Source organism: Agrobacterium sp. CNPSo 2736 (assembly GCF_004005385.1).
Lineage (GTDB): Bacteria > Pseudomonadota > Alphaproteobacteria > Rhizobiales > Rhizobiaceae > Agrobacterium > Agrobacterium leguminum.
In genome coordinates this window covers 343429-362302 of record NZ_RZTX01000001.1, presented here as the reverse complement: position 1 = coordinate 362302, position 18874 = coordinate 343429, and the positions used below count along the sequence as shown (strand labels likewise).

Genomic DNA, 18874 nt, shown 5'->3' with positions numbered 1-18874 from the left:
GATGGTTGTTGATATGTTTTTGGAATACATATTGACAAATTCTGTACTTTGCAATGATTATTGCCAAATACCTCGGGAGGAAAATTTCAATGCTGAGAATTGCAGTGCTTGGCGTCGGCCGTATCGGCCGCATGCATGCGGAAAACATCGTCGCTCATCCACGCGCGACATTGGCTGGTGTCTTTGATGTATACGAGCCCTCGGCGAAAGAAATTGCCGAAAAGCTTGATGTGACACGTTTTGAATCGGCCGAGGCGGTTTTTGCCTCGCCTGAGGTCGACGCCGTGTTGATCGCCACCTCAACGCCCACCCATGCGGATCTGCTGGAAAAGGCGGTTGCCGCCGGAAAACCGGTGCTTTGCGAAAAGCCCATCGATCTCTCCCTCGACCGCGTCAACGCCTGTGCAACGAAAATTGCCGGCAGCGGCGTGCCGATCATGCTGGGCTTCGTCCGGCGTTTTGACAGCGGACACCGCGCCGTGCGTGAGGCCGTCGAAAACGGAACGATAGGCGATCTGCATCAGGTCGTCATCACCTCGCGCGACCCTGGCATGGCGCCCGCCGCCTATATCGAAATGTCGGGCGGCATTTTCCGCGACATGACGATCCATGATTTCGACATGGCCCGCTTCATTCTGGGTGAAGAGATCGCCCAAGTCTCCGCCACCGGTTCGCGGCTGGTCGACCCGGCGCTGATGGAAAAATGCGACGACTACGACACCGTAACCGTGGTGCTGAAAACCGCTTCGGGCAAACAATGCACGATCAGCAATTCGCGCCGCGCGGTTTATGGCTACGATCAGCGGGTGGAAGCCTTCGGAAGTGCCGGCATGGCGATTTCCGAAAACCGGACGCTCAATCACCTGCGCCTCCACACCGAAACCGGCACCGACCGGGCAGCACCGCTGATGAACTTCTTCATCGACCGTTATGCCGATGCCTTCGCAGCGGAAATCAGCGCCTTCGTCGATGCGGTGGAACAGGGCAAGGCACCGGAAGTCGGCTTCGAAGACGGCCGGCTGGCATTGCTTCTGGCCGAAGCGGCGATCCGCTCTGTCGCCGAGGGGCGCACCGTCAACACAAGCGAGATCGGGTAAACCATGTACGCGAATTTTGGACTTTTCATCAATGGCCGCTGGCTTGCCGGTGCCGCAACGGGAGAGGTCGCCTCTCCGGTCACCGGCGCTGTGCTCGGCGAGGTGATGCTTGCCAGCGCCGATCAAACCCGCGATGCGATCGACGCGGCGGCCGCGGCCCTTCCGAAACTGCGCGCCATGGGCGGCTTCGCACGTGCCGAAGCGCTGCACCGGGCAGCCGACGAAATGTTGCGCCGTGCCGATGAGGGCGCGAAGATGATCTCGCTGGAGACCGGCAAACCGATTGCCCAGGCGGGTCGCGAATGGACGCTTTCCTGCGACCAGTTCCGCTGGTTCGCCGAAGAAGCACGCCGCATCTATGGCCGCATCGTCGACAGCCGGGTGCCCGGCGGTCGATTTGAGGTGACACGCGAAGCAGTCGGCATCGTCGGCGCTTTCACCGCCTGGAATTTTCCGGCCGCCCTTCCGGCCCGCAAGCTTGCCCCCGCGCTCGCCGCCGGATGCCCCGTCGTGCTGCGCCCCTCATCCCAGACGCCCGGTGTCGCCATGGTCATGGTCGACTGCCTGAGGGCCGCCGGCTTTCCCGATGGCGCCGTCAATCTGGTTGTCGGTTCGACCGCCGATACCTATGGCCCGATCATGGCGGACAAGCGGGTGCGCAAGGTGTCGCTGACCGGCTCCACCCGCGTCGGCCAGCAAATGATCCGTGACGCCGCTGAGACCGTGAAGAAGGTCTCTATGGAACTGGGCGGCAATGCGCCCCTCATCATTTATGACGATGCGGATCTCGACAACGCGCTCGACCTTGCCGTGCCCACCAAATTCGCCAATTGCGGCCAGGTCTGTGTCACGCCGGATCGCATCTTCGTCCACGAGAGCCTGCACGACGCCTTTGTCGATGGTTTCGTGGCCCGGGCAGTGAAGATCAGGCTTGGCGACGGGCTTGATGCCGATACAGGAATGGGGCCGCTCATCAATGCCGGTCGCCGTGAGGACATCGAGGCGGTGGTCGCCGACGCCGTGCGCGCCGGCGCGAAAATCGCCCATGGCGGCAAACGCCCGTCGCAGCTGAACCACGGTTTCTTTTTCGAGCCCACCGTACTGACCGGCGTGACGGACACGATGAAGGTTTTTGCCGAAGAAAATTTCGGTCCCATTGCCGCAATCACCCGCTTCAGCACCGAGGACGAGGTTCTGGAGCGGGCCAACGCCTCCGACATGGGCCTTTCCGCCTATGCCTTCACCCGTTCTCCGGACAGGGCACGGCGAACGGTAGCGGCACTGAAATCCGGCATGGTCGGCATCAACAGCTTCGCGCTCGCTGCATCCGAAGCGCCTTTCGGCGGCACCAACCATTCCGGCATGGGGCGTGAGGGTGGTATCGAGGGGATAAGCGATTATCTCGAAACCAAACTCGCCCAGATCGTCTTTTGAAGACGAATATTCTTGCAGGAGAAAATCATGCGGAAAAACAAGTTGAAGGAAATCTGGGCCGAGGGGCGCCCGGTGCTGCATGGCTGGCTGTCGATTGCCAGCCCGTTCAGCGCCGAAATCATGGCGGCGCAGGATTATGACGCCATCTCCATCGACATCCAGCACGGCGCGGTCGACTACAAGGACGTGCTCGGCATGTTCCAGGCAATGCGCGCTTCGGACAAGGTGCTGATGGCGCGGGTGCCCTGGCTCGATCCGGCGTGGATATCCAAGGTTCTGGATGCCGGGGCTTATGGCATCATCTGCCCGATGATCAACAACCGGGCGCAGGCCGAGCAATTCGTTCGTTACATGCGCTACCCGCCGCTCGGGGAGCGCAGCTTCGGCCCCACTCGCGCCGTTTACGCCGCAGGCGGCAATTATGCCGCGGAAGCCAATGACGAAATCCTCGCATTTGCAATGATCGAAACGGCAGAAGCGATGGACAATCTCGAGGAGATCGCTTCCACCCCCGGCCTCGACGGGATTTATGTCGGCCCCGCCGACCTGAGTTTCTCGCTTTCGAAAGGGCAACTGACACCTGCCTTTGACCGCGAGGAGCCCGAGGTCATCGACGCCATCAAACGCATCCTCGATGCCTGCCACCGCAACGGCATCAAGGCCGCCCTCCATTGCGGCACAGCGGATTACGCGGCACGCGCGGTGGAATGGGGTTTCGACATGACCACCGTATCAGGCGATTCCCGCCTGCTGGCTGCTGCTGCGACGGAATCGACCGCGACCTGGCGCAGGCTGGTGGAAAAGACCGCCAAAAAAACCGATGGCAAAGGGGGGTATTGAATGCCGAACCTTCTCGTGGCCGGGAAACTTCATCCTTCCGGCGAGGCCATGCTACGTGACCTGCCGGCCCTCGGCTTCTCCGTCCGCTATATCGAAGACGTTTCCGAAGCCTCCTACGCTCCCTTCATCGAAGAAGCGGATGCCATCGTCATTCGCACGCAGCCGCTTTCGGCAGCCACCATTGCCAGGGCCGGACGGCTGAAAGTGGTGTCCCGCCATGGGGTGGGTTACGATAGCGTCGATCTTGCCGAACTCAACCGCCGCAACATCGCGCTCACCATCGTCGGCGACGTCAATTCCGTCTCCGTCGCCGAACATGCGATGATGCTGCTGCTGGCGGCGGCAAAGCGAGCCATACTCGCCGACCGCGCGGTTCGCGAACCGGGGCAGTGGAGCTGGCGCAACAGGCTGGAGCAGCAGGAAATATCCGGCAAGAACCTTCTCATCCTCGGTTATGGCCGGATCGGGCGGCATCTCGCCAGAATGGCTTCGGGTTTCGGCATGCATATCCGCGCCTACGACCCCTACCTGCTACAATCGGGATGGCCCGAAGGGCCAACAAGACCCGTATCGCTGGAAGAGGGCCTGCCCTGGGCCGACTATATTTCCGTGCATATTCCCAAGGGAGCAAGCCCGGCAATCGGGGCCGCCGAAATCGCACTGATGAAACCCGGCGTCGTCCTGTCAAACACGGCCCGTGGCGGTGTCGTTTGTGAAAAGGCGCTCAGCGAAGCACTCGCCTCGGGTCATGTCGGCGCGGCCGGGCTTGATGTCTTCGACGACGAGCCGCCGGAAAGCTCCTCCCCGCTGCTATCGCAGTTCAACACCGTCCTGTCGCCGCATATTGCCGGGCTTACGACGGAATGCGGGGAGAGGATGGCCATCGCGTCCATCCAGAACGCCGTCAATTATCTGAAAGGGACGATCGATCCCGGCCTCATCGTCAATCCGGAATTTGCCCATGTCTGAAAAACCCGGTCTACGCGTCGGCCTCATCGGCACCGGCTTCATGGGCAAAGCCCATGTCTTCGGTTTCGCCTCTGCCCAGAAGGTCTTCGACCTCCCCTACCGGATCGAACTGCACACCGTTGCCGACATCACCGAAGATGCGGCTGCACGGGCAGCTGCGGATTTCGGCTTTGCCCATTCCACGGCGGACTGGCGCAGCATCATCACCGATCCGGATATCGACCTCGTCGACATCACCGCGCCGAACGCCCTGCATAAGGAAATGGCGCTTGCCGCCATTGCCGCCGGCAAACATGTCTATTGCGAAAAGCCGCTGGCGCCGCTTGCTGCGGATGCCGGCGAGATGGCCGCTGCTGCGGCTGCGCGTGGCGTCAAAACACAAGTGGGCTTCAACTATCTCTGCAATCCCATGCTGCGGCTGGCGCGGGAAATGGTGGCGGCAGGCGAACTCGGCAAGATACGCGGTTATCGTGGTCTGCATGCAGAAGATTATATGGCCGACGCCTCCGGCGCCTTCACCTTCCGCCACGACCCGGCCGGCGGCGGTGCACTTGCGGATATCGGCTCTCACGCACTTGCCACAGCCGAATTCCTGCTCGGCCCGATAACCGAAGTGATGGGGGATTGCGTGACGCTGATTGCCGAGCGGCCGGATGGCAAGGGCGGCACACGCAAGGTGGAAGTGGACGATGTGGGGCGCGCCTTCCTGCGTTTTGCCAATGGTGCGCAGGGCTCGGTCGAAGGCAACTGGATCGCCACCGGCCGCAAGATGCAGCATGATTTCGAGATCTACGGCGACAAGGGTGCGCTTTATTTCACACAGGAGCGGTTCAACGAGCTACATTTCTATTCCGCCGCCGATCCAGCCGGCCGCCGTGGCTTCCGCAAAATAGAGGCCTCTCCTGACCACGCGCCCTATGGCCGCTTTTGCGTCGCGCCCGGCCATCAACTCGGCTTCAACGACCTGAAAGCCATCGAAATCGAAGGTTATCTCCGGGCGATCGCGGGACAGGCACCAGAGCCTTTCGGCTTCGCCGCCGGCCTGCGCATCCAGCGCCTGGTCGAGACGATCCAGCGCTCGTCATCCACACGGCAATGGCTGGATGTCGCTCCCTGAAATCCCGGATTAAGCGGCGGGCTGCGGACCTTCATGCCTCTTGGAAAACCGCAATAAATATTGCAAGATCATGTCATGAAGCAACAACCGCAGCCCGTCGACCCTCCGAAAGATTACGAAGAACTGATCCGCCTCATCCATGATCGTCATGATCAGATGAGCAAGACCTATCAGCGGATTTCCGTTTATCTGACGCAGAACCCCAATGAAGTCGCCGTGCATTCGGTCAATACCATTGCCGAACGGCACAACATCCACGCTTCCAGTTTTGTGCGGTTCGCGCAGTCGCTGGGCTACAAGGGTTTCAAGGAACTCCAGGCGCTGTTCCAGAAACGGCTGGCGACGGCGGCTCCGGGTTTCGAGGCGCGCGTGCGCGCGCTCGACGATGAATTGCAAAGCCGCGAGGACCGTTCGGAATACGGTTTCCTTCACGATCTGGTCGTCAGGGATATCGCCTCCCTTCAGGACCTGCTCGAACGCATCAGCGCCGAACAGCTCGGCACCGCCGCCGATCTGATCGAGGCCGCCGGTACAGTCTATCTTGTCGGCCAGCTGCGCTCCGCACCGGTGGCGGAGCTGCTGCGTTACATCCTCACCATGCTCGGCAAGCAATGTATCCTTCTCGATCCCGGCGGCGGGCTCGCCACCCATATGGCGCGGACGATGAAGACCGGTGACGTGCTGATCGCGGTGTCGTTCCGATTTTACGCGACGGAAGTGGTGAATATCGTCGAGGAGGCGGAAAAGATCGGTGTGCCGACCGTGGCGATTTCCGACAGTACCCTGTCGCCGCTGGCAAAATCGGCAAAGGTCCTGTTTTCGGTCCCCGAGCATGATTACAGCTTTTCCCGGTCTCTGGCCGCGCCGATGTGCCTTGCGCAGGCTCTGGCCGTCGCCGTTGCCGCGCGGGTTCAGAAGAACGAAACAGCGCCGCGAATTCCGACGGTGACCGGCCTCTAGGCACTCACACTCAAAGCCCCGTCACGCCGTCCCAGATCAGCTTCACCGCCACCAGCGCCACGGACACATAGGTCAGCGGATAAAAGATCGAGGCGCGCATATGGCGCACCGTCCAGGCGCCAAGCCATGTGGAGACGATAGCCAACGGCACCATCAGGGCGGCGCGGCCGAGATTCTGCGCGCCGAAACCGCCGAGAGCCGCATAGGGCACGAGTTTCAGCACATTGGTGATGGCGAAGAACATCACATTGGTGCCGGTGAAAACCTTCGGATCCATGCGAAGCGGCAGCAGATAGACCTGCAGCGGCGGCGAACCCGCATGGGCGACGAAACTGGTGTAACCCGCAAGCAGGCTCCAGAACCGTCCCGCCATCGGCCGCTCCTTCGCAACCGTCACCAGGACGCCCCTTGAAAGCACGACGCGCAGCACGAACACGGCCGAGACAAGGCCGACAATCAGGCGCACCACGGCATCCGAGGTGATCTCGGCGGTCATCCATCCAAGCCCGATGCCGAGAACGGCTGCCGGCAGAAGCTGGCGCATGATCCGCCAGTCGACCCATTTGCGCCAGGCGGCCACGCCGACCATGTCCATGACCACCAGAATGGGCAGCAGGATGGCGGCCGCCGTGACCGGCGACATCACCAGCGCCATCAGCGGCACGCCAAGCAGGCTCATGCCGCCGAGCCCGCCCTTAGAAAGCCCGACCAGCACGACGGCAAGCACGGTGACGCCCAGTTCCAGAGGAGAGTTGAAAAGGTTCAAGTGCATCTCCCCGGCATTGCCGCCGGCACCCCTGCCGGGGCACCGCGCGCATGAATATCAGCCCTTCCTGAGCCGGGCTTTTTGACGGTAGACATCAGCGACGACCGCGCTGACGATGATCAGTCCCTTGACGATTTCCTGATAGTAAGCATCCACACGCAGAAATGTGAAGCCCGACATCATCAGACCGAGGATCACCGTGCCGATAACGGTGCCGAAAATGCGTCCCCGCCCGCCGGAAAGGGATGTGCCGCCGATGACCGCCGCAGCGATGGCGTCGAGTTCATACATCATGCCCATGCCGGCCTGCGCCGTTTCCGCACGGGCAGCGGTGACGATGCCGGCGAGGCCCGCTAGCAGGCCGGCAATGGCATAGACCTTGACCAGATGCAGCTGGACATTGATGCCGGACACCCGGGCCGCCTGCATGTTCGCGCCGATCGCATAGGTGAACTTGCCATAACGCGTATAACGCAGGGCAATGTGGAAGGTGACGGCGACAAGCAGGAAGATGACGACAGGCCATGCGCCCGAGCCGATCGACGCGAAGCTCTCCGTCGGGAAGGAGATCGGCTGCCCCTTCGTATACCACTTGGCGATGCCGCGTGCGGTCACCATCATGCCGAGTGTGGCGATGAAGGGCGGTATTCCCGTCACCGCGATGAGCATGCCGTTGACGATGCCGGCGATCAGGCCGAGACCGAGGCCGACGGCCAGTGGCACCACCACGGGCATATCGGTGAGCGCCGGATAGATCGCCCGGGCGAAATCACTGCTTTGCGCAAAACTCATGGCGATCATGGCCGTCATCGCCACCACCGAGCCGGAACTGAGGTCAATGCCGCCGGTGATGATGACCTGGGTTACCCCGACGGCGATGATGCCGACGACGGAGACCTGCAGGATCATGATCGTCAGGCGCTGCGGACTGCCGAGAAAGCTCTGCCCCTGCACGAACCAGCCGAGCAACTCAAACACAAGGGCGACGCCGATCAGCACGGTCAGAATATTCAGTTCCTGCGGGAGCTTCCGCCTTTTCCGTTCGACCGGTTCGGTCTGTACGCTATCCATGATTTTCCTCCCCGGCATTACCGCCGTCGCAGCCTCAGCGGGCCGCCAGTTCCATGATTTTGACTTGGTTCGCTTCGGCGCGATCGAGAATCCCGGTCATATGCCCCTCATGCATCACGACAATCCGGTCGGACATGCCGAGAACCTCCGGCAGTTCCGACGAGATCATGATGACGGCGACACCTTCCTTCGCCAGACTGGAAATCAGGCGATGGATTTCCGCCTTGGCGCCGACATCGATGCCGCGCGTCGGTTCGTCGAGAATGAGGATTGCCGGTTTCGTCAGAAGCCAGCGGGCGATCAGCACCTTCTGCTGGTTGCCGCCGGACAGGTTTTCGATCCGCTCGTCGAGATCGGGCGTCTTGATGCGCAGCGCCTTCTTCATGTCGTTGCACAGCACCGTCAAACCGCGCTCATCAACATAACCCATCGCGGCATGGCCATTCTGGAGGGCCGCGATCTGCATGTTTTCGAGGATCGAGAGCGGCAGAAAACAGCCGGTTGCCTTGCGGTCTTCCGTCAGCAGCGCCATGCCCCTGCGCATCGCATCCGCCGGCGAGTGGATCGTGACCGGGGCGCCGTTGATGCGGATGGTCCCTTCGCTCGCCGGCACCACACCGAAAATCGCTTCGGCGACGTTGGAACGACCGGATCCCACCAGCCCCGCCACGCCGAGTATTTCGCCACGATGCAGATCGAAGGAAATACCGCGGAAAACGCCGGACAAGCCGAGATCGCGGACCTCGAGAACCACGTCGCCGATCGATGCCTCCTGCTTGGGAAACATATTGGTGATCTCGCGTCCGACCATCATTTTTATGATGTCGTCGCGCGTGACATCGGCGCTCGCATGGGTTCCGACATATCGCCCGTCGCGGAACACCGAAAACTCGTCGGCGATCTCGAACAGCTCGTTCATCTTGTGGGTGATGTAGACGATGCCGATATTGCGTGACCGCAGATCGCGGATGATATCGAAAAGATGCGCGACCTCGGACTCCGTAAGCGCCGATGTCGGCTCATCCATGATGAGCACGCTGGACTGGTAACTGACGGCCTTGGCGATTTCGACCATCTGCCGCTGCGCCACCGTCAGCGTGCTGACCTCCGCCGCCGGATCGATATTGATCTTCAGCTGCTCGAACAGCGCCTTTGTCTCAGCAAACATTTGCGCATGATCTATGAGGCCAAGACGGTTTTTCGGTTCGCGGCGGATCCAGATATTTTCCGCCACCGTCATCCAGTCCATCAGGGCCAGTTCCTGATGGATCATGGCGATGCCGCGCTCCAGCGCATCGCGCGGACTTTTCAGGCGAACCTCTTCCCCCCGCAGCCGAACGGTGCCGGCATCGGGGCTGTAAATTCCGGCGATGATCTTCATGAGCGTCGACTTGCCGGCGCCGTTTTCGCCCATCAGCGCATGCACGGAACCGGGACGCAGCCGGAACTGGACGTCATCCAGTGCAACGACGCCCGGAAACTCCTTCCGCACCCCCTCGATTTCGAGAAGATAAGGTCCAATAGTCTGCTTGAAGCGTTCGATCGCCTCTAAGGTGGTCGTGGAAATCATATCTCACCCGTCCTTCATCCGGCCATCGGCCGGGCCATGATTTGCCGTGCCGGCGACCGGGGGAACCGCCCGGCCGCCGGCTGCAAATCAGTTGCTGGACTTGTATTGAGCGACATTGGCGGGGGTGACGAGTTCGAAGGGCACATCCACCTTCTGCTCGAATTTTTCGCCGCGCGCGATTTTCAGTACGGTCTCGAGAGACCCTTCGCCCTGGCCCTTGGCGGACTGATAGACCGTGACGTCGAGGTCACCCGCTTCCATGGCCGCCAGCGCATCCTGCGTCGCATCGACACCGGCAACGACGACGTCTTTCATGCTGATGCCGGAGGATTTGAGCGCCTGGATTGCGCCGAGCGCCATTTCGTCATTGTTTCCGAGCACGATGCTGGGCTTCATTCCGGATGTGATCCAGTTCGCCATCAAATCCATGGCCGGAGTGCGCATCCAGTTCGCGGTCTGTGCGTCCAGCACCTTGATGCCCTTGCAGGCATCGCTTTTGAGGACGCGTTCCGCAGCGGCAGTACGGCCGCGCTGGCCCGTGGTGCCGAGCTGGCCCATCAGAATGACGGCCTCGCCCTTGCCGCCGGCAAGCTTGCAAACCTCGGTCGCCTGCAATTCACCGGCCTGTTCCTCATTGGAGCCGACCCATGCCTGCTTTTCCGGGAATTTTTCCATATTGGCCGGAAGCATGTTCACGAAGACGAGCGGAATGCCCGCCTGATCGGCGATCTTCGACATGGCCTTGCCGGAATCCGCATCCACCAGCATGGTGATGATGCCATCAACCCCGGCCGCCACGAAGTTTTCGATCTGCGACTGCTGCCGGGCGATATCGCCCTGCGCATCTTCCATCTGGACTTCAACGCCGAGGTCCTTGGCGTGGCGCTGGATATTGTGACGCAATACGGTGAGATAATTATCGTCGAACAGCGACATCGCCACGCCAATTTTTTCGGCATGGGCGGCACTTGCCATCAGGGCGCAGAATGCGGTTGTGATTGCGATTTTTTTGATCACGAGATTTTCTCCTCCTCTTTTTCCCGCACGTGACGAATGTGTGCGACCACCCAAACCGACGCTTCCCGGCCATCTCCAGGGCATGACTTCGCCTTGACGGATGCAGCAGCACAATCCGCCTCAAGCGAGGTCATGTCCTTTCGATCAGCCGAAACGGCAGCACCGTTTGCGCGCAGCTTCAATGCTGCGCCCGTCTCTCCCATGCGGCCGGCATTTTCCGGCTGCAGTTTCAACATAACGGGATGGAACGGAATTCGCAACAAAAATTGCAGAATTTTTATACGGCAATAAAATTTCCAGAATTTCACTCGCGGACCCAAGGCCATGAGGGGCGCCAGTACCAGGTGCCCACGGCTTCGCGGGGCGCAACCGTGGGACTACGTTCCTTTTGAACAAGATCAGATGAAAGCGGGCACCGTCTGGCCGCAGAAATTCACTCGACGAAAACCCGCACGCTCGAGGCGCGACCATCGGCATCGATCACCGTGAGTGTGGAAAATCCCTGGCCTTCCGGCCGCCATTCGCTGTTGCGGCGATGGGACGCGTTCGGCAAGGGCAAACCATTGGCGAGCCAGCGGAAAGGTGCGCGCCCGCCCTGCAGCTTCAGTACCAACGGCGAGATGCCCGACTGGCCGGAAAGCTCCACGCGCGCGCCTTCCGGCGGGTAAACGATGCGCGGGGCGCTCTCACGTCTTGAAGCAGAAAGCAGGCCGCTGGCCGTCGTGGTGAAACGCCGCTGGTTGGCGGGGAGGTCATTGACCGCGACCCGCGCGACGCCGGAAGGCGCGGCAGGCATCGGCGTGATCGCCACGCCGGATTTTTCGAAAGCCTCGAACAGGATCGGGGCGGCCGTCGCATAACCGGCAATGCCCGGCACCGCGCCATTGTCGGCCCGACCGACCCAGACGCCGACCACATGCCGCCCGTCATACCCCACCGACCAGGCATCGCGATAGCCATAGCTGGTGCCGGTCTTGTAGGCGATGCCGCGCTGTTTCATGCCGAGCGGCGGCAGCACGCCGGAGAGGATGTCGGAGACATTCCAGATCGCGGCATCGGAGAACAAACGGTCGCCCTCCAGCCGTTCCGGGTCCGAGCGGACGCCGTCTCCAAGCCGCACGGGATCGCCGCCGGCCAGCCCCGCATAGAGCTGCACCAGATCGACCAGCGAAATACCCGCGCCGCCAAGGGCTATGGCAAGCCCGGGCGCTTCATTGGCGGGAAGCACGAGTTTGACGCCCACCCGCCGGAACCGCACCATCAGCGCCGAGGGGCTGACGGCATCGAGCAGCTTGACGGCAGGCACGTTGAGCGACAGTTGCAGCGCCTGCCGGATGCTGACATCGCCTTGATAATGCATGTCGAAATTGCGCGGCCTGTAACCGGAAAAGTCGGCCGGGCGATCCTCGATGATGGTTTCCTGCCCGACAAGACCGTCTTCGAAGGCAAGGCCGTAGATAAACGGCTTGAGGGTGGAGCCCGGCGAGCGAACGGCCCGGCTCATCTCCACAAAACCGCGTCTTGCCGTATCGAGATAATCCGCCGAACCCACTTCCGCCAGAATATCGCCGCTCTGCGCATCGGCCATGACGATGGCGACGGAGACCCTGTCGCCAAGCTTTTCTGCCGCATGGCGGGCAACACCCTCCAGCTCCCGCTGGATCGGCAGCTTCAGCGTGGAGCGTACTTCGGCGGTATTCGGGAATTTCATCCGTGCGGCGACGGCCATATGCGGCGCATAGGCCGGCAGGTCCCGCCGGTTGGCGGGCACATTCGCAAGCGCCGACCGTTCCGCCTCCCCCTCACCCACCACGCGTTCGACGGCAAGCCGTTGCAGCACACGCTCCCGCGCCTGCGTCGCCGCCTCCGGAAAACGATCCGGACGTCGCTTTTCCGGCAATTGCGGCAGCGCCACCAAAAGGGCTGCTTCCGCCGTATCGAGCCGGCCCGGTTCCTTGCCGAACCAGGCGAGGCTTGCGGCGCGAATGCCTTCAAGATTGCCGCCATAGGGCGCGATATTCAGATAGAGATCGAGGATCTCCGCTTTGCTCAGCCGTCTCTCGATCTGAAGCGCGCGCGCGGCCTGCAGGAATTTCGCCGAAAACGACCGGTCGGCGCGCGGCTCGATCAACCGCGCCACCTGCATGGAAAGCGTCGATGCGCCGGAAACGATCCGGCCGTTGCTGGCCAATTGCCAGGCGGAGCGCAAAAGCGCCCAGGGATCGACCCCGTGATGCTCATAAAAACGCTGGTCTTCATAGGCCACCAGCATGCGCAGGAACTGTGGGTCGACTTCGGCGGCCGTAGTTTTCAGCCGCCAGCGGCCATCGGGTGTCGCAAAAGCGCGCAAAAGCTTGCCGTCACGATCCAGAACCTCGAAGGATCGTTGCTGCGCAGCGTCCAGCGGCGGCGGATAGGCCTTGTCCAGCGCATCAAGACCAAAGGCCGCGCCGCCCATAAGCAGCGCGGCCGTCATGATGCCGACAATGATCGCCCTCTTCCGCCTCATGGGTTTGCCGAGCGCACCTCCATGCGGCCGGTTGCCGTGCGGGCGGCAAATTGCGGCCGGTACATATCCTCAACCGAAGCTGCCGGATGATCGTAGGTGCCGGGGGTGACGGCACGGACCACATAGGCCAGCGCAATTTCCGAACTGTCGCCGGCGGAGCGGTCGAAGGCCGCCACGAAACGGTCGTAGCGGAATTCCGTATGCGCCGCTTCCGTTTCCGGCAGCCAGTCGAAATTCGAAAGCGCTGCCGAATTGACGAGGCTCGGATTGTCGATTTCGAAACCGGAGGGCAACAGGTCTGTTACCAGAATGCGCGACTGCCAGTTATTTCGCGGCACCACATTCAGCACCACGACATAACGCTCGTTCTGGATCACCTCGCTCGGGTTCACCTCCTCACCATCCATGGAATAATAGGTGCGGGTAATGGCGAAGCCTTCGCCGCCCGCCGCAAGCGGCTGCGCCGGCGGCGCCACCGTGGTGACGACGGCCGTGACCGGATCGGCCGAGGCATTGGCGATCTTCAAGGGTGCGGCCAGCAATTCATCGCCGCTCATCCGCTTGCCGAAGCCGCCGGTCTGCAGATCGCCGTTCACATCGAGACGGATATCCTTGTCCTCGCCTTTCACGGCGCGGGCGGCAAGCAGCATCCATGCCTGTTCCTGGGTGCTGGTATAGGGCTTCTTTTCCCATTCCTTGGCCACCGCACCGGCAAGCTGCGGCACGACGGCCGGAACCGGCCGGCTTTCCGCCGCAAGCGCCAGCGTCGCCGCGCCGTCACGCAGGGCGGAGCCATAATCCGCGCGCGAGAAGCTGACATTGGTGGTGCGGTTTGCCATGTCGAGCGAAGCGCCGAATACGGCCTTCGAACGGGCCTGATCGCCATAAAGCGAAAGGGCGGCGGCAACCTGCGCCTTGGCGAGCGGCGTCGGGAAATCGGCCAGCGCCGTATCCGCGTAATAACGCAGATCGTTGATCGCCGCCTTGCGGTTGCGCGCCAGCACATAGAGCGAATAGGCGATCTCGTTGCCGCGATCCTTGACGTTGCTGTCATAGGAAAGACCGTTTTGCAGGTTGTTCAGCGCCTGCACCATGGCGGCTTCGGGAACATCGTAATTCTGCTCGCGGGCGCGGGTCAGGAAGTCGCTGATATAGGCATCGAGCCACAGATCGCCGTAACCCGGCGACCAGAGGCCGAAGCTGCCGGAACTCGACTGGAAGGACAGCACACGGTAGATCGCCTCCTGCACCCGCCGGCGGGTGTCGGGGTCTTCTGCAAGGCCGCTATCCTTCGTCAGTTCCGAAACGTAAAGCAGCGGCAAAGCGCGGCTCGTCGTCTGCTCGGCGCAGCCGTAGGGATATTTGTCCAGCATCATCACCAGCGCCGGAATATCGAAAGCCGGCGAGCGCGTGACGTTGACGGCGACGGACGAGCCGAGAAGCATGCTGTCGGCCAGAAGATCGCCGTTGATCGTCAGGCTGCTATTGGGCGCGATCTTGATTTCGCGCCGCGTCGTCACCGGCAGAACGGCCGGACGCACCGGCACGTTCAGAACCTGCTCCAGTGAAAGACCGGCGGCATTGGAAACCTTGATGGTGATCGCGCCATTGCCGGGCTGTTCACCCGTCAGCGGCACCGTCAGCGAAGACTTGCCGCCTTTCTGAAGCGCGAGAGTTTGCGTCATCTCACCCTGATCGACCGTCAATGCCGTATTGCTGGTCACATCCAGCCGGTAATCGCCGGCCTCGCCATCCGTATTGGCGATGTCGAGCCGCAATTGCGAGATATCGCCGGGGGCGAGGAATTTCGGCGCGCTGGCCGTGACGACGACAGGATCACGAATGATGGCGTCGGAGACGGCATGTCCCACGCCTGTCTTCGTCCAGGCCACCGCCATGATGCGGGCCGTGCCGTTGAACTGCGGGATATCGAAGCTGACCGTCGCCTTGCCGTCTGCGTCGAGTTCGACCGGACCGGCAAAGAAGGCCACGAGCTTTTCCGTGGGCGGGCTGCCCTGAAGTGCTGCCTGCCCGCCATCACCGCCGGTGCGCAGCCGGCCGGTGGCGCCGAGCGAACCGTCGATCAGGCGGCCATAGAGGTCGCGGATTTCCAGCCCCAGCCGGCGCTGGCCGAAATACCATTCATCCGGCTTTGGCGGCTCATAGCGGGTAAGGTTCAATATGCCGACATCGACGGCCGCAACGATGGCATAGGCCTTTTCGCCCACGCCAGCGCCCGCAACGGTGATCGGAATTTCAAGCGGCTGGCGCGGCAGCGTTTTCTGCGGCGCGCCGAGCGTGACGGCAAGTTTGCGCTCGGCCGGATCGACGGCAAGCCATTTGATGCCGATGGCGCGCATCGGCATACGGCTTTCCTGCGCATCGCCGGGACGGAACAGCGTGGCTGTTACATAAGCGCCCGCACCCCATTCCTCGGTGACGGGAATGTCGATCTCGCCGCCATCCTCGCCGATCTCGGCATTCTGCACGGCAATCAGCTTTTCCGAACCGGAAGTCACCATCAACTCGCCGGCAAAACGCGAGGAAACCTTGAGTTTGGCCGTATCGCCGATCTTGTAGCTCTGTTTGTCGAGAGCGATTTCCAGCGCATCCGGCGTTTCCGTCGAGCTTGCCTCGACATAAAAACCGGCATCGAACTCAACGCTGGAAACAGGCGCGCCATTGCCGGCGCCCTCCACTTCCAGCCGGTAGCGGCCCCAGGTGACAGGCACGGAAATCTCGCCGCCATTGGCATCGACCGAAAGCGTGCCTGCTTCCTGCTGCTTGGTATATTCCACCGGCTCGTAACGCCAGGAATTGCCCTGACGATACCATTGATAGTTCCGCTCGACCTTGATGAGCTTCCAGTTGAGGCCGCTCATCGCCTGTTTGGCACCTTCGGCACTGACACCGATGATGTGGAAACGGCCAACGGAGTTCTGGGCGAGATCGCCGGAAAATTGCGGTTTGATGCCGATGACCGGCGCTTCAGCCTTGATGGGCAGCGTCAGGGAGCGCTCTACGGCGCGGCCGCCGGCCTCGCGCATGCGCACGGTGATGTTGGCGGAAAGAAGCTGCGTGGTGGACGGCAGGTCGGTCAGATCGACATTGAAGCTCGCCTTACCCTCTTCATCCAGCGCCGGCAGATCGGCAAGCGCGGTGCGGTTTTCCTCTTCGCTCTCCTCATCGGCCAGACCGAAGAAATAACCTTCGAAATCGGCGCTGGTGCGCGTCGGTTTGATGGCAACCTCGCCTTCCAGCGTCAGGCCGGCAGCGGGCGCGCCATAGAGATAACGGCCATCGACATCGATTGTCGTTTCCGCGCCGGGGTCGATCTGCTTTGCCTTGCTGGAAAGATCGAACTCGGTGCGGTCAGGCACGAAATCATCGACGAGGAAGCTCTTTTCGCTGATCGCAGGCGTTTTCGGATCGGTATGGATGCGCAATGTCCAGGTGCCGCGCATCGCATTTGCCTGCAACGGCAGATCGACCGCATGGCCGCCCAGCGCCTTGCCGTCGCTGACGAAACGCCGGTCCTCGACACCATCCGGGCGCGAGAAGATGAAAGTGAGCGGCAGATCCTCGATTGCCTTGCCGTCGACATCGCGGGCAAGGGCTGCGGCATGCACGGTCTCGCCGGCGCGGTAGATACCGCGTTCCGTCCAGCTGAACACGTCGATGGCGCCGGGGGCTGCACGGCCCGTCACGCCGCGATCCGAAAGATCGAAGCCGGCGCGGGTCATGTCCAGGAAGACGTAATCCTTGTCGCCGTTGCGCGCCGTCAGGATCGCAGGCGCCTGCGCCGCCGTGCCGCGCATCAGGCCAGCCGAGAACACCGCGCGGCCGTCCGCATCAGTCTTCGCGGTGCCCAGCACCTCGTTATTCTTGGCGAGCAGCTGCAAATCCACATCTGCCAGCGGCTTGGCGCTGCCAAGTGCACGGACAAAGACATTCAGACCATCCGTTCCGGCATAGGTGGTGATGCCGGTATCGGAAACCAGGAACCATTGCGTGGCGCGAGAATCCCAGGTTTCCGGCGCGGTGCCCGGCGGCACGGCGGTCAGCACATAGATGCCGGGCTTGCGCTCCGGCAGGGCCTCATCCACCGGGAAGCTCGTCACCACATCCTTGTTGAGATCGGGCTGGATATCGATCGAGCCCTGCCAGACAAGCTCGCCAATTTCGTTTTCGATACGGTCGGCATTGTAGCCGTCCATCTGCGTCAGAAACTGCGAGTTTGAAAGAAGCGAGGTGATGTTGCGGTCGCCGACGCGATAAAGCTTCAGGTCGGCCTTGTCGGCATTGACAGAGACGATTGGAATACCGCGGCGCGCCGTGCCCGGCAGCACGAAATTCTCGCCGGTGAAGCGCACGCTGGCGGCGCGGTCACGCACATAGATATCGAGATCGACCTGCTTTTCCAGAGGCTCTTCCACCGAAGACGGCAGGCCGGCGCGAAACGCGATCTTGTAACGCTGGCCATGGGTCAGGCCTTCCACGCAAATCTCGCTGCCCTTCGCCTCGATGGCCTTGGGCGCTGCCCCATCCAGCGTGATGAACGAGGAATAGTCTACGCCGTTCTTTACCAGCGGCTCGGAAAACTGCACGCAGGCGCGCGGGCTGACGCTATCCGTATCCACGGTATTGTTGATGACGCGGAAACCCTGACGCGTGCGCAGATCGGCATAGGCCGCCCTGGTCTGTGCATTGTCGGTAAGCGCGAGGCTTTCCTTATAGGCATTGAGTGCCGCGCGATAATTCTGCGTTCTTTCGAAGGCCTTCGCCAGCCGGTTCAGGGCCTCGGTCCGGGCGCTGACCGTGCGGCTCAGCTGGTAAGCGTTGATGGCGGCGGAAGCGGCCTGTCCCGCTATCGAATAATTATCGGTGACCTGCGCGGCCTTTTCCGACAATTCCGCCCAGAGCGCACCATCGTCAGGTGTGATCGCAAGGGCCTGTTTATAGGTCGTGACCGCATCGGGAATATTGCCTGCGGCTGCCTGCTGCCGCGCCGTCTCCACGAGGGCTTCCAGACCCTGTTCGCCCTCATCGCCATTTGCCGCAAGGCCGGATTTCAGCCGGCGCGCTTCCTGCTGCAGGCTGTCGGTCACGAAGGACAGGCGCTGCGGCGCGCCGATATCGGCTTCCGCGGCCACTTCCACGATCTTGCCGGCAACCGCGCCGGGGAAGGCGTTCAGCTGGTTGAAATCCGATTTGAGGAAGCACCATTTCACCTTGGGATTGTAGGTAAAGGCCTTGCAGGCGGTATCGCCGACGCAAATCTCGCCGCATTGCTCCAGCGAGACATTCTGCTCCGTTCTGAGATCGAAGCCGAAATAATCGCCATTTTGGGTCGTAACAACCTTGCGGGAGGGTTCCGCCGCCATGGCCGGCGGAAAAAACAGGGCGGTTGAGACCGCAACCAGCGAAATCCGGACGAGCGCGCGCAACGACATCAGTTTTCTCCCCGCAACAGACATGTCGGGCGGGACTCTGGTCAAATCCACGCATGGTTGTCAACGCATCT

13 protein-coding genes are annotated in these 18874 nt (G+C 61.8%); 6 read left to right on the top strand and 7 right to left on the bottom strand.

Annotated features, from left to right (window positions below; translation table 11 throughout):
• The first annotated feature begins 89 nt into the window (after nt 1–89).
• The 6 genes from iolG (at nt 90) to EM858_RS01615 (ending at nt 6417) form a co-directional block, all read left to right on the top strand.
• Nucleotides 90–1097: an inositol 2-dehydrogenase gene (gene iolG / locus EM858_RS01640; protein ID WP_127755590.1), complete on the top strand. Its 1008-nt coding sequence runs from the start codon at nt 90–92 to the stop codon at nt 1095–1097.
• A gap of 3 nt (nt 1098–1100) precedes the next feature.
• Complete coding sequence (locus EM858_RS01635) at nt 1101–2531, top strand: NAD-dependent succinate-semialdehyde dehydrogenase (RefSeq protein ID WP_127755589.1); 1431 nt, start codon at nt 1101–1103, stop codon at nt 2529–2531.
• 27 nt (nt 2532–2558) lie between these two features.
• On the top strand, nt 2559–3371 hold the full coding sequence (locus EM858_RS01630) for an aldolase/citrate lyase family protein (RefSeq protein ID WP_127755588.1): 813 nt from the start codon (nt 2559–2561) through the stop codon (nt 3369–3371).
• On the top strand, nt 3372–4340 hold the full coding sequence (locus EM858_RS01625; protein ID WP_127755587.1) for a hydroxyacid dehydrogenase: 969 nt from the start codon (nt 3372–3374) through the stop codon (nt 4338–4340).
• Entirely contained in the window at nt 4333–5457 is a 1125-nt protein-coding gene (locus tag EM858_RS01620; RefSeq protein WP_127755586.1) for a Gfo/Idh/MocA family oxidoreductase, read from the top strand. The genes EM858_RS01625 and EM858_RS01620 overlap by 8 nt, the downstream gene beginning before the upstream one ends.
• 75 nt (nt 5458–5532) lie before the next feature.
• Complete coding sequence (locus tag EM858_RS01615; protein WP_080819437.1) at nt 5533–6417, top strand: MurR/RpiR family transcriptional regulator; 885 nt, start codon at nt 5533–5535, stop codon at nt 6415–6417.
• Between the two features lie 10 nt (nt 6418–6427).
• Here the strand turns inward: EM858_RS01615 and EM858_RS01610 are convergent, their stop codons facing one another.
• The 7 genes from EM858_RS01610 to EM858_RS01580 all read right to left on the bottom strand — a co-directional run bounded on the left by EM858_RS01610 (nt 6428) and on the right by EM858_RS01580 (nt 18803).
• Nucleotides 6428–7183 (bottom strand): sulfite exporter TauE/SafE family protein, encoded by a 756-nt coding sequence (locus tag EM858_RS01610; RefSeq protein WP_236774974.1) that lies wholly within the window; start codon nt 7181–7183, stop codon nt 6428–6430.
• Between the two features lie 57 nt (nt 7184–7240).
• On the bottom strand, nt 7241–8254 hold the full coding sequence (locus EM858_RS01605; protein ID WP_046799878.1) for an ABC transporter permease: 1014 nt from the start codon (nt 8252–8254) through the stop codon (nt 7241–7243).
• A gap of 34 nt (nt 8255–8288) precedes the next feature.
• On the bottom strand, nt 8289–9824 hold the full coding sequence (locus EM858_RS01600) for a sugar ABC transporter ATP-binding protein (protein WP_127755585.1): 1536 nt from the start codon (nt 9822–9824) through the stop codon (nt 8289–8291).
• Nucleotides 9825–9911: 87 nt separating this feature from the next.
• Nucleotides 9912–10838 (bottom strand): sugar ABC transporter substrate-binding protein, encoded by a 927-nt coding sequence (locus EM858_RS01595; protein ID WP_162936128.1) that lies wholly within the window; start codon nt 10836–10838, stop codon nt 9912–9914.
• Nucleotides 10838–11167, bottom strand: a complete 330-nt coding sequence (locus EM858_RS01590; RefSeq protein ID WP_127755584.1) for a hypothetical protein — start codon at nt 11165–11167, stop codon at nt 10838–10840. Before EM858_RS01590 ends, EM858_RS01595 begins: the two co-directional genes overlap by 1 nt.
• 107 nt (nt 11168–11274) lie before the next feature.
• Nucleotides 11275–13350 (bottom strand): penicillin-binding protein 1C, encoded by a 2076-nt coding sequence (gene pbpC / locus EM858_RS01585; protein ID WP_164865267.1) that lies wholly within the window; start codon nt 13348–13350, stop codon nt 11275–11277.
• The gene (locus EM858_RS01580) at nt 13347–18803 is read right to left on the bottom strand and encodes an alpha-2-macroglobulin family protein (protein WP_127755583.1); all 5457 of its coding nucleotides are present in this window, start codon (nt 18801–18803) and stop codon (nt 13347–13349) included. The genes pbpC and EM858_RS01580 overlap by 4 nt, the downstream gene beginning before the upstream one ends.
• Nucleotides 18804–18874: the final 71 nt, after the last annotated feature.

What these genes read in the sequence shown, in the direction of transcription:
- iolG (WP_127755590.1), top strand. Translation starts at nt 90, where the DNA reads ATGCTGAGAATTGCAGTGCTTGGCGTCGGCCGTATCGGCCGCATGCAT.
- EM858_RS01635 (WP_127755589.1), top strand. Translation starts at nt 1,101, where the DNA reads ATGTACGCGAATTTTGGACTTTTCATCAATGGCCGCTGGCTTGCCGGT.
- EM858_RS01630 (WP_127755588.1), top strand. Translation starts at nt 2,559, where the DNA reads ATGCGGAAAAACAAGTTGAAGGAAATCTGGGCCGAGGGGCGCCCGGTG.
- EM858_RS01625 (WP_127755587.1), top strand. Translation starts at nt 3,372, where the DNA reads ATGCCGAACCTTCTCGTGGCCGGGAAACTTCATCCTTCCGGCGAGGCC.
- EM858_RS01620 (WP_127755586.1), top strand. Translation starts at nt 4,333, where the DNA reads ATGTCTGAAAAACCCGGTCTACGCGTCGGCCTCATCGGCACCGGCTTC.
- EM858_RS01615 (WP_080819437.1), top strand. Translation starts at nt 5,533, where the DNA reads ATGAAGCAACAACCGCAGCCCGTCGACCCTCCGAAAGATTACGAAGAA.
- EM858_RS01605 (WP_046799878.1), bottom strand. Translation starts at nt 8,254, where the DNA reads ATGGATAGCGTACAGACCGAACCGGTCGAACGGAAAAGGCGGAAGCTC.
- EM858_RS01600 (WP_127755585.1), bottom strand. Translation starts at nt 9,824, where the DNA reads ATGATTTCCACGACCACCTTAGAGGCGATCGAACGCTTCAAGCAGACT.
- EM858_RS01590 (WP_127755584.1), bottom strand. Translation starts at nt 11,167, where the DNA reads ATGGCCTTGGGTCCGCGAGTGAAATTCTGGAAATTTTATTGCCGTATA.
- pbpC (WP_164865267.1), bottom strand. Translation starts at nt 13,350, where the DNA reads ATGAGGCGGAAGAGGGCGATCATTGTCGGCATCATGACGGCCGCGCTG.
- EM858_RS01580 (WP_127755583.1), bottom strand. Translation starts at nt 18,803, where the DNA reads ATGTCGTTGCGCGCGCTCGTCCGGATTTCGCTGGTTGCGGTCTCAACC.